This is a genomic window from Pseudomonas sp. PB105 (genome assembly GCF_009764655.1).
Lineage (GTDB): Bacteria > Pseudomonadota > Gammaproteobacteria > Pseudomonadales > Pseudomonadaceae > Aquipseudomonas > Aquipseudomonas cyclaminis.
The window spans coordinates 32410-48179 of record NZ_RWIO01000050.1 but is presented as its reverse complement, the minus strand read 5'-3'; the positions used below and the strand labels follow the sequence as shown (position 1 = coordinate 48179).

Here is a 15770-nt window from a genome sequence, read left to right as displayed (position 1 = left end):
TCAGCTCCTTGCGCCTTTCTGGGCGTGTTCGTCCAGACCGTCCGCCAACAGGCTCAGGCCCAGCATCAGGGTGGAGATGGCAATGCACGGGAAGATCACCAGGTGCGGGAACGCGATGGCCATGCTGCGGCCTTCGTTGATCATGCCGCCCCAGTCCGGGGTCGGCGGCGGCAATCCGAGGCCGAGGAAGCCAAGGGCGCCGATCATGATCGCGGTGTAGCCGATACGCAGGCAGAAATCGACGATCAACGGGCCGCCGCAATTGGGCAGGATTTCCACCAGCATGATCCGCAACGACCCTTCGCCCTGGGTGATGGCGCTGAGCACGTAATCCCGCGAACGTATGTCGATGGTCAGTGCGCGCATGATCCGGAAGATCGCCGGAGCGCTGGTGAAGGTCACCGCAATCAGGATGTTAAGCGCCGACGCGCCGAGGGCGATGATGATCACGATGTACAGCACCAGCACCGGGAACGACAACACAGTGTCGGCGACATAGGACAGCACCGCATCGACCCAGCCATTGAAGTAACCGGCGCACAGGCCCATGGCGATGCCGACGGCGAATGCGGTCAGCGTCGCCAGAATCGACCAGAACAACACGGTGCGTGTGCCCCAGATCAGCCGCGAGAGAATGTCCCGGCCGATCATGTCGGTGCCGAGCAGAAAGTGTATCCCGTCGCCATCCGGAGTCATCGGCGTCAGCAGCGGGGTGAAGCTTTCCAGCGGATCATGGGGCGCCAACCACGGCGCGAACAGCGCCATCAGCACCCAGCCGCCCACCAGCAGCAAACCAAGTAACGCAAGGGGATGTTTGAACGAATTGAGGAAATTCATTGGCCACCTCCGCCAAGACTGCGCAACGTTATGCGCGGGTTGAGCCAGGTATAGGCCAGGTCAGAGAAGATTTTGGTCGCGCCGACTACGATGCCGCTGATCATTGCGCAGGCTTCGATCAGGTAGACGTCATGGTTCAGCGACGCGGTGTAGAGCAGCGAGCCGAAGCCTTTGTAGGCGAAGAACACCTCGACCACGATCACGTTCGATAGCAGCCACGGGATGTACAACATGATCACTGTGATTGGCGCGATCAGCACGTTTCGCAGCGCATGGCGCAACACGATGCGTGAGGTCTTCGCGCCTTTGAGGCGGGCGGTGCGGATGTACGGCGCCTGCATCACTTCGACCATTGAGGCCCTGGTGATCCGCGCCAGGTAGCCGATGCCGAACAGGCACAGCACCATCAGTGGCAGCGCCAGTTCCACTGGGTTGAAGCCGTCGCTCATGCTGCTCACGCCCGGCAGCCAGTTAAGCCAGAACACGAAGATCGCCGAGACAAACACCGCACTGGCGAAGTCTGGAATCGAGGTGGTGACGATCGACAGAAACGACACCAATCGATCCACCGCCGAGCCCTGGCGAATCCCGGCCAGGATACCGAGTGTCAACGCCACCGGTACCATCACCGCCAACGCCAATCCAGCGAGGATCAACGTTTGCCCGAGGTTCGGCAGCAGCAGATCAATCACCGGCTCGCGAAAATGCACCGAGGTGCCCCAGTCGCCGCTGAGAAAGTCCTTCAGCCACACGAGGTAGCGCCAGACGAAGGGTTGGTTGTAACCGTGTTCCACCAGCCATGCAGCGCGCTGGTCGGCGGCGGAGTAGGGGCCTAGGACGTTGATCGCGACGTCTTCGATATTCAGTTCCAGGGCTAGGAACACGATCACTGACACCGACAGCAAGGTTGCCGCCAGCGCCAATAACTTGCGCAATAGAAATTCAGCCATGCTCGCACGCTCCGGCTAATCAAAGGATGGCGACCCGCCGCAGCTGAGTGGGCGGGCTCGTTCAGGGCGCTTGAATCAGGCGCTCAACCAGACTTGATCCATTGGGTAGAAGTCCGAGGGGTGAACCTGGAACCCCTGGACTTTCTTGCTCGCGGCGGTGAATTTATCGCCCCAGAACGGCTGGACCATGACGCAGGCGTCTTGCAGGATCTGCTCGACGCTTTGCATCGCTGCTGCCCGTTGTTTCGGGTCGATGATGCCCATGGCTTTGTCCAGCGCTGCGTCGAACGCAGGGTCGCTGTAGTGGCTTTCATTCCAGGCCGCGCCGCTGCGGTAGGCCAGTTCCAGCGACATCACACCAAGTGGGCGGTGTGCCCAGTAGGTGAGGCTGAACGCGGCCTTGTCCCAGATCGGCCAGTATTGCGTCGCGGGGATCACTTTGAGGTTGATGCGGATGCCGGCCTCGGCGCAGTTTTGCTGGAGGATCTGCGCGCAGTCCTGTTCGTAGCGGCCCTGGGTGTTGCCGACGATCAGGTCGATGTCTATGCCGTTCGGGTGGCCGGCTTCGGCGAGCAGTTTCTTCGCACCCGCCACGTCCCGCGCACGTTTGGGCAGCGGGAAGTATTCCGGGTGGGACGGCGCGACGTGATGGTCTTCGCCCAGGGTGCCCATGCCGCGATAGGCGATTTTCAGCATCTGCGCGTTGTCGGCGCAGAGCGCTACTGCTTTGCGGATGCGCAGGTCGTCGAACGGCTTCTGGTCGCAGGCCATGCGCATGACGATTGTTTGCGCCGATTTACAGGTCAGCAGTTGCGCGCCGGGCAAGCGTTTGGCCAGGTCGAGTTCGGCCACGGTGACCCGGTACAACACGTCCACTTGCCCGGCCTGCAACGCCGCGAGGTGGGTGGAAATATCGGTGCCCATGTCGACGTAGCGCAACTCGTCGAGGTTTGCCGGTGTGCGCCAGTAATCGGCACGCTTGGCGAAGGTCGCCTGCTTGTTGACCGCGAATGACACCAGTTTGAACGGCCCGGTACCCAGCGGATTTTTCGCCCAGTCGTCACCGGCCTTGAAGCTGCGGTGCACGATGGCGCAAGTGAAGGCGTTGAGCATTTCCGGGATCGCCAGCATCGGACGCTTGAGCACCAGGCGGAACTGGAAGTCACTGACTTTTTCGAACGCGGTAATGTCCTGGAACGCGGTGCGGTTGACCGACTTGGAATCGGCGGCAATCCAGCGCTCGATATTGTGCTGCACGTCCTCGACGTTGAAGGTGTCGCCGTTGCTCCACTTCACGTCCTGGCGCAGGTTGAAGGTCCAGGTTTTCAGGTCCTCGGACGGGCTCCAGCTCTCGGCCAGGTACGGGTGAGTGATGTTGTCGGCATCGACCCAGGTCAGGAATTCGAGACTGTTGCGCAGCAGGTTCGAGGCTTCGATCCAGGTGATCAGCATCGGGTCCTGGATTTCCTGGATAGCACAGGCAAACCTCAGGCTGCCGCCCTGACGCGGCGTTACCGCGTCAGCGGCATGAGCGGAATTACCGAGCAGCGCGGAACCGAGGAAAGTGCTCGCGCTGGCGGCGGTGATGCCCAGCAGTGCGGCGGTGCGCAGGAATTGGCGACGATTGATCTCGCCACTTTTGACTTGGGTGCACAGGTCGTTCACCGCTGGATGCGGCAGAGTGCCGTCCAGTGTCATTAAGTCTTTCATATGCCTCTCCGATAACGTGCAAAAGTGCGTTTTTCGACTGGCCGCACATGGGGCGAGCGGCAGACGCGGTCGGTTCGATGAACCGAGACTGTCAGTGGCCGGCAGCGCGAAGGCGCAGGCGTAACAGGCGTAAAGCCGGCAGTAGAGCAAGGCGCAACGAGATCAGAAGGACGGAGGCTGGGTATGACATAGGGCTGCTCTCATGTTGTTTTTATTAGAGATGCCCGCAGTTTTGTCATCTGGGCAACGATCGACAAACGATAAATTCAACGCTGAAACGTTCGATAAATGCATGTTACTGACCGTAAGGAAGGCTGCCGCTTGAGCTAGACAGGCCGGACGGAGGAAGGCGCGGGTACGAAACACTGCGCGATGGCCGCAAACGCCCCTTGTTCCGGGTGGGAACAAGGGGAAAACCGGACGATGTCGAAGGAGGTTACGGCGCCGTCCGGGGCAACTCAGCGTGGCATCAGGCGCGAATCGAACGGGTAGTCCGAAAGCAACTCGATGCCGTTTTCGTGGATATAAATCTGCTCTTCGAGCTTGACCCCTTCGCCGCCCGCATCGTGGCCGATATAGCTCTCCACGCAGATGGTCATGCCGGCTTCGAACACCCCGTCGTAACCCAGTGCATCGATGTCTTCGCGATGCACCACGTACGGGTATTCACCAGTCATGCCAACGCCGTGGGCCAGGGCGAAATAGCGGTTGGCCTTGTAGTTGTCCGGGATTCTCCAGGCCAGCTCGGCGTATTCCTTGAAGCTGCGGCCGGCCTTGAGCATTTCCACGTTGGTCTGCACTTGTTCGTAGGCCAGTTTGTACAGCTCCTGTTGCTTGGCGGTGGCGGCTTGCTCGCCGCAGAGGAAGGTCCGTGAAAAGTCCGCGTAGTAGCCGAAACGCCCAACCACATCGGTGTCCAGCGCTACCAGGTCACCGGCTTCGATGGGCCGGGTGCTGCACTCCTGGAACCACGGATTGGTGCGCGGGCCGGAGGACAGCAGGCGGGTTTCGACGTAGTCGCCGTCGGTAGCGATTACGTGTTGGTGCAAATGCGACCACAGTTCGTTTTCGCTTATGCCCGGCACCAGTTTGCTTTCCATCAAGCGCACGCCGGCCTCGGTGGCACGCAGGCTGGCGCGGATCATCTTCAGCTCGTTCGGCACCTTGATGCAGCGCGCGCGCTCCAGCGGTTCCTGGGCATCGAATATCTGGTAGCCGAGTTTTTGCAGTTCGAACGCAGCGGCCGAGGTCGCGCTTTCGATGGCGATGCGTTTGTTACCGCCGCCGTGCTTGCGCACCAATTCACCGATTTCAGTGGCCCATTCGGCGGTGACGTTATTCAGGAAGCTGTCGCAGAAGTAATAGGAGATGGCCTTGGCCGGGCGCACTTCATCGACGGTGTTGAGCTGTTCGGCCAGGTGCAGGCAGCCGCCAAATTCGAAGACCACCACCGGGCCTTCTGCCGGGATGAAAGCGTAACGTGCCGGGTTGCGCGCCGAGTACACCTGCATGTTGCGCGAGCCGGTGGCGTAGCGCATGTGGGTCGGATCGAACAGCACGCACGCAGCGTAGTCGCGTTTTTTCAGTTCGTTGCGCACCCGTTGCAAACGGTCCAGCTGGATCTGCTGGATCTCGGCGTAGGTCGGTTCGCAGTCGGCGGGGTTGCGGTTGGGGCCGGACAGACTCATGGGGTGTTCCTCGCAGGCAAATACGGTTGGTTTTTTTAAGATTTTTTTGGAATGGATCAGTCGAGCAACTGGTCGCTGCGTACCAGGTTGCGTTCGGCTTGCAGATGGGCTTCGGACAGGCGTCCGTAAAGCTGTTTGGTGCGCTGGGCACGGCCGATGATTCCAGGCTTTTCGGAGTAGGCGAAAATCGCCGTATTACGTTCAGTAGCGCCTTCGACGCGGGTTACCCGGTGCACTGAAAAACGACCCTTGAAAATCTGCAAATCGCCGGGGTTGAGCTCCAGTTCCTGCACGCGGCTGCGGTCGTTCCCGCGCACCACATTGCCGACAGCACCTAGATTTTCCTGAGTGCGCGTGCGGATCATCGGCGCGTACTCGAACAGGCCGCCAGCCTCGGGCTTCTGGGTCATCATGCTGACGATGAATTCGTTGGTATCGAAGTGCCAGGGTTGCTCGGTGCCTTCGGGCATCACATTGATCACCAGCCCGGCGAACGGGTCGGCGTATTCGAAAATTTCCGGCTCGTCGAGGCAGGCACCGATGAATCGCTTCATCATCGGCGAGACGTACAGGCGATGAATGATCGCGTCCGGGGCAATCATGTCCCGCGTGACAAAACCGCTGGTGCGCTCCATGAATGTGCGGCGCGGGTCATCTTGGGGCAGGGCAGGGTCGTCTTCTGTGAAATAGGCGTTGACCTTGCGCACCGAGTAAAAGGTCTTGCCCGACAGTGCCTGACCTTCGGCACGCGCCTGTTCCAGCGCCTCGGGCCGCAAGAAATCTTTCAGCAGGCAGCAACCATCTTCGGCCAGTTCTGCGCGGGCGTGTTCGATCAGCGCCTGCAACCGGACATGGCCCGAATCATGTATGGGGTACAACTCGGTATTTATGATATCGCTGATATCGCCCACTTCGGCGTCGGCAAGTTGAAGGCTCATGCAAGTCTCCTGGAACTATCAATTAACAGTGTTTGGCGTTGAATCGATAGTTGCTTAAAGAGGTGCGAAGTGGAAATTACAAGTTGTGATCGAATCCATCGGCAGGGGCGATAGTTATGTCAGGCGAACTGGATGGAAGCTTACTTAAAGTGTTTGTTGCGATTATCGAGTGCCACGGATTTTCTGCGGCGGCCGAGCGTCTGCACAAAACCCAGTCGACCATCAGCCAGAATTTGCAGCGCCTGGAAGAAATCGTCGGCACGCCGTTGGTCCAGCGCACCAGTCGCTCGGTGAGCCTGACACCCGGTGGCGAGACGTTTCTGATCTATGCACGGCAGATCCTCAAACTGCATGCCGATGCGATCAACGCCGTGCAACTGCCCGATGAGCAGGTGTGCATTCACGTCGGCATGCCCGAGGACTACGCCCAGTTTTGCCTGGCCAAGGTGTTGCGCGACTTTCAGGTGCAGTTTCCCCAGGTGCGGCCGGACATTTGTTGCGAGATGTCGACGGCGCTGGTCAGTCGTTTGCAACGCGGTGAGCTGGACCTTGTGCTCGGTGTGCAACACGCCAATGTGCAACTGGGCGAATATCTGTGCGACGAGCCGCTGGTGTGGGTGGCGGCTGAGGGCTGGAGCGCCGGGGCGGATGTCTCGGTGCCTCTGGCAGTGTATGCCGAGGGCTGCGCCTTTCGAGCCAATGCCGTGCGGGCGCTGGCCGAGGCCGGGCGGGCGTGGCATGTGGTTTACACCAGCCAGAGCCCGCGTGGGATAGGGATTGCCATTGAACAGGGCCAGTCGGTCGGTGTCACGGCGCGGCGCCTGGTGCCGGCGGGTTGGAAGGTGCTGGACGCGGCCCAGGGCTTTCCGCCGATTGAGCCGGCGCGGTTGATGTTCTGGCGTTCTACTCAGTGCGAGGCGCTGGCGGTGGAGGCCTTGGTGGACATTCTGTCGCGTCGCTTGGGCCGTTCAGAGTGGCTGGCCGAGCGCCGGCTCACAGCGTTGACGGCGGGCCATCAGCCTCAGCAATAACAGGCTCGCGGTGACCCAGCAGACGATCCAGCCGTGCACCAGGCCAAACTGCCCGGTGGCCTGCAGCAGCCAGCCGCACAGCCAGTTCGCGGTGGCGCTGCCCAAGCCATAACCGACCATGCTCAGGCTCACCACTTGCAGGCTTTGCACGGGGCTCAAGCGTGCGCTGAGGTAGGCGGCCATCAAGCCCCAGACAGGGAAATAGAACAGCGCGAACAGCCCGGCCGCCAACCAGGTCAGATTCAAGCTCGGTTGCCAGAGCAGGGCGAGCATTGCCAGGCCGAAGGCGCTGATACTCAACGCCATCACCCTTAATGCGCCCCAACGATCGGCGAATGAACCCAACAATAAACCGCCGACTGCCCCGCCAATCCCGATCAGTGTCCACAACGAGCCGGTGATCTGTGCGTTGGCGCCCAGCCGTTCGCTGGCGAACGCCGAGAGAAAATTCAGGAACGGGCCGCTGATTCCGCCAATAAAGGTGCTGAGCAGCAGCACATGCAGCGCTACCGGGTGTTCCAGGCACAGCTTCAACCATTGCCTGAGTATCCGGCGCAGCGATGGCGCACTGCTTTTCGTGGTGCGCTGGCCTTTCGCCAACGGTGCCAGGACCCAAAAGGTCAGTAGGGTGACCATCAGCGTCAGCCCGGCGCAAATCAGCCAGAAGTGCCGCAGCGAGATGCCCTGCAACAAGGCGATCAGCAACCCGTTAAGGCAGATCGCAAACGCCGCACCTGACGACGCCAGCCCTAGCACGCGGCTGCGATGGGAGACGGGGATCACTTCGCCGACCAGTGCGGCGATGGCGTTCCAGTTCGCCACGGCGCAGGCCGAGACCAACGCCAGGCTTAGCGCATACGGCAGCACCCAAGGGGTGGCGACGGCCAGGGCCAGCAGCGCCGGGCTCAAGGCCATCGTCAGCTTTACCATGTTGCGCGGGCTGATCCACGCCGCGGCGATGCCGCTGGCAATCGATGCGCCCATGTAGAACAGTTGCAGCAGCGCCGCAATGGACGCTGCCTGGCTGTAGCTCAGCTCGAACACCTGGCGGATCTGGGGTAATAAGGCCGAGTAGAGGAAAATACTGAAGCCGTGGGTGGTCGCGTTACACGCCGTAAAGATAAGCGCTAATAAAATAATACTTTTTGTGGGTGAGTGTGGGTCGAAGGGCATGGGGTTGGCTCGGTCAATTTAATTGCTATGGAATGGGGCGTAAGTGCAAGGCATGCCCTATGTAAGTGCGTTGACTTAGTCGGCGGTTTAATTAAAACAAGACTAGCGTTTATATAAATAAAACAGCCAGTGCTTAATAGTCGTGAGTGTGCTGCGAAATACTCATGCTATTTATACGTCGGCGACAGTGGCAGGGCTGAAACCGACGTCATTGAATATTGCCGATTACCTGTGGCGAGGGAGCAAGGGAATCGCCCTACACAACACAAAAAATCATGTTACTCGGGAAATTTCCCGCAAGCCGTGGGATGCTTGGGGCTCGTCAGCCCCAGCGCGAGTCCTGTTCATGAAACGCAAAATGCCCGCGCTCAATGCGCTCAAAGCCTTCGAAGTGGCCGGCAGTACCGGCAGTTTTACCCGGGCGGCGGAGCTGCTCAACGTCACGCAAAGTGCCGTCAGCCGCCAGGTGCGCCAGCTCGAAGAACAGCTCGGCGAGAACCTGCTGGAACGCCGGCATCACCACCTTGAACTGACCAGCGCCGGCCGGGTTTTGCTGCGGGCGCTGCATCAGTCCTTCGACAAAATCGAGCTGACGGTGCGCAGCATCCAGCAGAAGTCCCACGCTAATCGCCTGCACATCAACGCACCGCCTACCTTCACCAGCCGCTGGTTGATGCCGCGCCTGGGACGGCTGCGGGAGAAACACCCCGAATTGGAACTGAGCATCACCACACGTTTACAGGACAGCCTGGCGGAAACCAGCACTCTGGACTGCGCGATCCGCTTTGGCGATGGCGAATGGGATGGGCTGGACAGCTCACTGCTGCTCCAGGAACGGCACATTGCGGTGTGTGCTCCGTCCTTGTATGCGCGGGAATGGAGTGAGCGCGGCATCGACCTTAATCGCCTGACCTTGCTGCATGTATTGGCCCGGGAAGACCAGCGTTATCTGACCTGGAAACACTGGCTCGACGCGGCGAAAATCAGCGGCGTGGATACCCAGGGCGGTTATGAATTCGACCTGCTGGACCTGGCGATTCGTGCGGCCACCGACGGCTTGGGCATCACCATTGCCGACTGGCACATGGTTGCCCCGGAGCTGGCCAGCGGGCAGTTGACCCAGGTACTGAACGTGCATGTGGAAGGGCATCAATCCTACTGGTTGGTGACTCGGCCGGAGCAGACCTTGATGCCGCAATTGCAGGTGTTCAGCCAGTGGTTGCAGGAGGAAATCTGGTTGGCGCAAAGGCAGCTCGAACCCTCCACCGCCGCCGGTTGACCCCCAACCTTCACGGGAAATTTGATTGCTTCTCGCGTAACCTGCATTTTTTGAATGTTACCCCGCTCAATAAATCGTTTGTTCAACCCCCTCAGGATGCCAAAACTGCGGGAACTGGATAAAAACAACGATGGGCAATTCACATGCGACTTGAGCGAAACTTTGTAAACGGTCACTTCATTGAGCCTGCCAGCGATGCGCTGATTGCGGTCTACAACCCGGCCACCGAAGCCTTGGTGGGTAAGGTCTCGGCCGCCACCAGCGCTGAAGCAACCGCCGCCGTTGAGGCTGCCGCCGCCGCCCAGAAGCGCTGGGGCAAGCTCACCGGCATCGAACGCGCCGAGCACTTGCGCTCATTCGCTGACGCCCTGGAGGCCTGCGCCGAGAGCATCGGTGCCGCCTTGGCCGCCGAGTCCGGCAAAAGTGTCAGCGACGCCAGCAACGAAGCCCGTTACGCCGCGCAAATCACCCGCTACCACGCCGAATGGGCTCGGCGGATCGAAGGCGAGATCATCCCCAGCGATACCCCGAACGAAAACCTCTTCCTGCACCGCGAGCCGATTGGTGTGGTCGCCTGCCTGATTCCGTTCAACTACCCGGTCTACACCTTGCTGCGCAAAATCGCCCCGGCGCTTATTGCCGGCAATACCGTGGTGGTGCGCCCGAGTAACAACACCCCGACCTCGGCGTTTGAAATCGCCAAGGCTGTGCAGCAATCCGGTTTACCGGCCGGCGTGGTCAACATACTGACCATGGACCATGCTACCGCCGCAACGGTCTGCACCCACAAAGCCGTCGGCTTGATCACCCTGACCGGTAGCGTCAACGCCGGGCGGATCGTGCTCGACTATTGCAAGGCCAACATTGCCAAGCCGTCCTTGGAGCTGGGCGGCAAAACCCCGGCAATCATTGAAGCCGACGCTGACCTTGAAGCTGCCGCCAGCGCTATCGTCGCGTCCAAGACCACTCACTGCGGTCAGTTGTGCACGGCGGTGGAGCGGGTTTACGTGCAGGAAAGTGTCTACGAGCAATTTCTCGCGTTGCTCAAAGCCAAAATCATCGCCGTTAAGTTTGGCGACCGTGCCACCGACGCCAGCCTGATGGGCCCGTTGGTCAACGCAAGCTCGCAGCAAAACATCCACGCCATGGTCGAGCGCGCCGTCTCCGACGGTGCGGTACTGGAAGCAGGCGGTTTCATTCCTGAGGGCAACGGCCATTTCTACCCGCCGACGCTGTTGAGCAACTGTCGCCAGGATATGGAAATTATCCAGGAAGAAATCTTCGGCCCGGTGCTGCCAGTGCTCAAGTACCGCGATATCGACGAAGCGTTGGCCATGGCCAACGATCACCAGTTCGGCCTGTCGTCGGTGCTGTACACCGAGAGCTACCGCACCACCCTGAAAGTCGCCAACACCATCGAGGCCGGTGAGTTGTACGTCAACCGGACCCCGGCCGACCCTTACCAGGGCTTCCACGCCGGGTGGAAACGCTCGGGCCTGGGCGGTGATGACGGCAAGCACGGCATGCTCGAATTCACTCAGACCCGACTTGTGGTGATGAAGTACTAGACCGGCAGCTAAAGTTCCAAGCTTCAAGCGGCAAGTAAAAGCGAACGGCAGCCGGCTCTGACTTGCCGCTTGTAGCTTTGCGCTTGCTACTGCTCCAAACCTATAAAAACAATTATTGGGGCGCCCGGACCACCGGGTTGCCCGAGGTCTCATAGATGTCCAAGCCTGCAACCACTGTTGCCGCTGTTCAGGGTTCGAACGCGGGTGCAAAAAGCCGCAGTGACAAGGGAAGTCGCTACATCCAGTTAATGCTGTTGGTACTGGCCGCCGGGGCGATCTACCCGATACTGTACCTGCGCCAGGTTTACCAGACCACCATGCTCGAGGTGTTCCAAATCAACCACAGCGAATTGGGTTATCTGTACTCGATGCTCGGTACGATTTTCCTGCTTAGCTATTTGCCGAGCGGTTGGTTGGCCGACCGGATCGCCCCGCGGTTTTTGATTTTCTTTTCGCTGGTGGCCACCGGAGCCTTGGGACTTTGGTACTCCACGGGGCCGTCGATGGCCGGTTTGATGATCATCTTCGGTTGCTGGGGCCTGACCACCGGCCTGACGTTCTGGGCCTCGGTGCTCAAGCGGGTGAAGATGATTGCTCATCACACTGAACAGGGCCGGTTCTTCGGCATCCTCGACGGTGGTCGCGGCCTGGTCGAAGCGCTGCTCGCAACGGTCGCCCTGGGGCTGTTTGCCTTCGCCACAGAAACCCGTGGCGAGTCCGCCGCAGAAGGTTTCAAGCACGTGGTCTACCTCTATGCCTTCACCTGTATTGCCATCGGCTGTGTGCTGGTGCTGATCAAGGATCCGAAGGCGATGGAGGACACCGCGCCGGTGGAAAAGGGCAAATACAACCTGCTCGGCGACCTGACCATACTGGTAAAAATCCCTGAGCTGTGGTTGGTGACGGCCATCGTGTTCTGCGGTTACCACATCTTCTGGGCGACCTACAGCTTCTCCGATTATTTGCAGGGCGGCGGCATGACCGCCGTCATGGCCGGCACCATCACCACCATCAAACTGTGGATGCGCCCGATTGGCGGTATCGGTGGCGGCTGGCTCGGTGACAAGTTCTCGAACATCTCGGTGCTGATCGTGGCGCTGTTCCTCGCTACGTTGGCGATGGTCGGCCTGATCGTGTTCCCGGCGCTCAACAGCATAGGCCTGCTGGTCGGTACGGTGATCTTCATCGGCCTGATGACATATGCGATTCGCGGTTTGTACTGGGCGATCCTCGACACCTGCAACATTCCTTTGCGCATCACCGGCCTGGCCATTGGCATCGTCTCGGTGGTCGGTTACCTGCCGGATGCCTTCATTCCATTGATCAACGGCTACCTCACCGAGCACTTCCCCGGCGCCCTTGGCTACAAGCTGTATTTCGGCTACATCGCCTCCGTCGGCCTGATCGGGACCCTCGCGGCCCTGACCTTGCGTGCGCGTATCAATCGTCAATCTTCGAATAAAACAGGTGCCTGAGATGAAAATCGTCGCCCTTGAAACCCATATTGTTGCCGTCCCGCCACCGCATATCGGCGGCATGTATTGGCTGTTCGTCAAGCTCAAGACCGATTGCGGCATTGAAGGTGTCGGCGAAATCTACGCTGCGACCTTCGGCCCCAAAGCCATGCTGCCGATCATCGAAGACGTGTTTGAACGCTACTTGCTCAACCACGACCCGCATCACATCGAACGCTTTTTCCGTCAGGCCTATTCGAGCGGCTTCACCCAGCGTCCCGACCTGACCATGATGGGCGTGGTCAGCGGCCTGGAGATGGCCTGCTGGGACATCATCGGCAAAGCGGCGAACAAGCCGGTCTATGAATTGCTTGGCGGCAAGGTCAATGAGCGTCTGCGTTCCTACACCTACCTGTACCCGGTCAACAGCCAGGGTGAGTACGACTATGACGACCCGGACCTGGCTGCCGAATGCGCTATCGAGAACATGAATAAAGGCTTCACCGCCGTGAAGTTCGACCCGGCCGGGCCGTACACCGCGTACTCCGGTCACCAGATTTCGCTGGAAGTACTGGAGCGCTGCGAAACCTTCTGCCGAAAGATCCGCGAAGCGGTGGGCGACAAGTGCGACCTGTTGTTCGGCACCCATGGGCAAATGGTCCCGTCCTCGGCGATTCGCCTGGCCAAGCGCCTGGAGAAGTACGACCCGTTATGGTTTGAAGAGCCAGTGCCACCGGGTCAGGAGGAGGCGATGGCGCAAGTTGCGGCCAAGACCACCATTCCGATTGCTACGGGCGAGCGGCTGACCACCAAGTACGAATTCTTCAAGCTGTTGCAGGCCGGCGGTGCGTCGATTCTACAAATGAACGTGGCCCGCTGCGGCGGGCTGCTGGAAGCCAAGAAGATCGCGAGCATGGCCGAGGCCTATTACGCGCAGATCGCACCGCATCTTTATAACGGGCCGATTGGCGCGGCGGCGAGTTTCCAATTGGCAACCTGTACCCCGAATTTCCTCATCCAGGAGAGCATCATGACCTGGGGTGGATTCCACGCCGAAGTCCTGACCAAGCCACTGCAATGGGAGGACGGCTACATCATTCCGTCCACCGAGCCGGGCCTTGGGGTGGAGCTGAACATGGACGTGGTGCGCAGCCATTCGCCCTATACCGGTGAGCGTTTGCACCTGCAAATGGCACCGGCCCCGGCAGACGTCAAAGACACATCGCCGGCCAGAGGCTGACGGTATTTCCCGTCTTTCAGTTGCGGGAATGGGTGTTTTTTTAATAACGACTTACGCGGTAACCGTGCATGACATACGACTACATCATCGCTGGCGCCGGCGCGGCCGGCTGTATCCTCGCCAACCGGCTATCGGCCTGCGGAAAATACACGGTGCTGCTGCTGGAAGCGGGCGGCAAGGACAGTTCGCTGTGGTTCAAGATCCCTGTCGGCTTTGCCAAGATGTATTACAACCCGACCTTCAACTGGATGTACTACAGCCAGCCGCAGAAGCAGCTCAACAATCGTGAAATTTATGCTCCGCGCGGTAAGGTCCAGGGCGGTTCGGGCTCGATCAATGCGATGATCTACGTCCGTGGTCAAGCCCATGACTTCGATGACTGGGCCGCCAACGGCAACGATGGCTGGGGTTTCAAGGACGTTTTGCCGTATTTTCGCAAACTGGAAAATCACCCATCGGGCGAAAGCGAATATCACGGCGGCAGCGGCCTGATCAGCATCACTCCGATGAAGGGAGAGACCCATCCGATCTGCGATGTGTTTCTCAAGGGGTGCGATGAACTCGGTTACCCGCAGAGTGACGACTTCAACGGGCCGAACTTTGAAGGCTCGGGTATCTACGATGTCAACACCAAGGACGGCCAGCGCAGTTCCAGTAGTTTTGCGCATCTGCATCCCGCACTCAGCCGCCCGAATCTGACGGTCGAGCATTACGCACTGGTCGATCGGGTATTGTTCGAGAACGTGCGGGCCAGCGGCATTTCCGTGACCCAACACGGCGTGGTCCGCACCTTCCAGGCGCGCAAGGAGGTGATCCTCTGCGCCGGTGCCGTTGACACACCGAAGATTCTGCAACTATCCGGTGTCGCCGATCAGGCGTTACTGGCCAGGCACCAGATTCCGCTCGTCAAACACCTGCCGGCGGTGGGGCAGAACCTTCAAGATCACTTGTGCGTCAGCTATTACTACAAGGCGAACATTCCGACGCTCAATGACCAGCTCAGCTCGCTGTTCGGGCAGTTCAAGCTCGGCCTTAAATACCTGCTGACCCGCAAGGGTGCCTTGGCGATGAGCGTCAACCAGGCCGGTGGTTTCTTCCGTGGCAACGAGTCGCAGACCAACCCGAACCTGCAACTGTACTTCAATCCGCTGTCGTACCAGATCCCGAAGAACAACAAGGCCAGCCTCAAGCCCGAGCCGTATTCCGGCTTCCTGCTATGTTTCAACCCGTGCCGGCCGACGAGTCGGGGGCATATCGAGATCCAGTCGAATAACCCTCGAGACGCTGCGCTGATCGATCCCAATTACCTGAGTACGCGAAAGGACATCGACGAAGTGATCCAAGGCAGTCGGCTGATGCGCAAAATCATGCAGGCGCCGGCCTTGAAAGGCATCACGGTTGCTGAAGTCCTCCCGGGGCCGGTGGTCGAAAGCGATGAACAGATGCTGCAGTACTTTCGCGAAAACAGCGGTTCGATCTACCACCTGTGCGGCTCGTGCGCGATGGGGGCGGATGTACAGAAGTCAGTGGTCGATAAACGGCTTAAAGTCCATGGTCTCGATGGTCTACGCATTGTCGATGCGTCGATTTTTCCCAATGTGACGAGCGGCAATACCCACGCCGCAGTCCTGATGGTGGCGGAGAAGGGCGCCGACCTGATTTTGCAGGACGCCGGATCGTTGCCATAGTGATTGAACGTCTGCCGATTTATTTTTGTTTAACCTGAGTAGTCGATAATAAGAAAGCTGGGGTCGATGGTTGTCGAACTCTTGATCCAACTGACCAAGAGGGAAGGGAGCTTCGGCTTAGAGGGGGCATCCTTTTAAAACCATCCAGAGCATGCCCTCAGATATGCCCCCCAATGTAGCCATCCACTGGAAGTAAATGGACCTCTATGGTCTA

Annotated in this window: 12 protein-coding genes; 6 read left to right on the top strand and 6 right to left on the bottom strand. The window is 59.5% G+C overall.

Annotated features, from left to right (window positions below):
• The 5 genes from EJD88_RS13320 to EJD88_RS13300 all read right to left on the bottom strand — a co-directional run bounded on the left by EJD88_RS13320 (position 1) and on the right by EJD88_RS13300 (position 6123).
• Entirely contained in the window at positions 1-837 is an 837-nt protein-coding gene (locus tag EJD88_RS13320) for an ABC transporter permease (RefSeq protein ID WP_158878180.1), read from the bottom strand.
• The gene (locus tag EJD88_RS13315) at positions 834-1787 is read right to left on the bottom strand and encodes an ABC transporter permease (protein WP_158878179.1); all 954 of its coding nucleotides are present in this window, start codon (positions 1785-1787) and stop codon (positions 834-836) included. Before EJD88_RS13315 ends, EJD88_RS13320 begins: the two co-directional genes overlap by 4 nt.
• 75 nt (positions 1788-1862) lie before the next feature.
• Complete coding sequence (locus EJD88_RS13310; RefSeq protein ID WP_158878178.1) at positions 1863-3497, bottom strand: ABC transporter substrate-binding protein; 1635 nt, start codon at positions 3495-3497, stop codon at positions 1863-1865.
• Between the two features lie 458 nt (positions 3498-3955).
• Positions 3956-5185 carry a Xaa-Pro peptidase family protein gene (locus EJD88_RS13305; protein ID WP_158878177.1) on the bottom strand — a complete coding sequence of 410 codons (1230 nt, stop codon included), beginning with the start codon at positions 5183-5185 and terminating at the stop codon, positions 3956-3958.
• Between the two features lie 56 nt (positions 5186-5241).
• A complete protein-coding gene (locus tag EJD88_RS13300; protein WP_158878176.1) occupies positions 5242-6123 on the bottom strand; it encodes a hypothetical protein in 882 nt (293 codons plus the stop codon).
• 116 nt (positions 6124-6239) lie between these two features.
• Here EJD88_RS13300 and EJD88_RS13295 point away from each other — a divergent pair, with 116 nt between their 5' ends.
• The gene (locus EJD88_RS13295) at positions 6240-7154 is read left to right on the top strand and encodes a LysR family transcriptional regulator (RefSeq protein ID WP_158878175.1); all 915 of its coding nucleotides are present in this window, start codon (positions 6240-6242) and stop codon (positions 7152-7154) included.
• On the opposite strand, the gene EJD88_RS13290 is transcribed toward EJD88_RS13295, so the two are convergent.
• Positions 7092-8327, bottom strand: coding sequence for an MFS transporter (locus EJD88_RS13290; protein WP_158878174.1), 1236 nt, complete (start codon positions 8325-8327; stop codon positions 7092-7094). The genes EJD88_RS13295 and EJD88_RS13290 overlap by 63 nt on opposite strands.
• A gap of 346 nt (positions 8328-8673) precedes the next feature.
• Between EJD88_RS13290 and EJD88_RS13285 the strand changes: the two genes are divergently transcribed.
• The 5 genes from EJD88_RS13285 to EJD88_RS13265 all read left to right on the top strand — a co-directional run bounded on the left by EJD88_RS13285 (position 8674) and on the right by EJD88_RS13265 (position 15556).
• Positions 8674-9606: a LysR substrate-binding domain-containing protein gene (locus EJD88_RS13285; protein WP_158878173.1), complete on the top strand. Its 933-nt coding sequence runs from the start codon at positions 8674-8676 to the stop codon at positions 9604-9606.
• Between the two features lie 143 nt (positions 9607-9749).
• Positions 9750-11174 carry an aldehyde dehydrogenase gene (gene aldA / locus EJD88_RS13280; RefSeq protein WP_158878172.1) on the top strand — a complete coding sequence of 475 codons (1425 nt, stop codon included), beginning with the start codon at positions 9750-9752 and terminating at the stop codon, positions 11172-11174.
• 155 nt (positions 11175-11329) lie between these two features.
• A complete protein-coding gene (locus EJD88_RS13275) occupies positions 11330-12649 on the top strand; it encodes a nitrate/nitrite transporter (RefSeq protein ID WP_158878171.1) in 1320 nt (439 codons plus the stop codon).
• 1 nt (position 12650) lies between these two features.
• Positions 12651-13868: a mandelate racemase/muconate lactonizing enzyme family protein gene (locus EJD88_RS13270; RefSeq protein ID WP_158878170.1), complete on the top strand. Its 1218-nt coding sequence runs from the start codon at positions 12651-12653 to the stop codon at positions 13866-13868.
• A 68-nt stretch (positions 13869-13936) separates the two neighbouring features.
• Positions 13937-15556, top strand: a complete 1620-nt coding sequence (locus EJD88_RS13265) for a GMC family oxidoreductase (protein ID WP_158878169.1) — start codon at positions 13937-13939, stop codon at positions 15554-15556.
• Positions 15557-15770 lie beyond the last annotated feature (214 nt).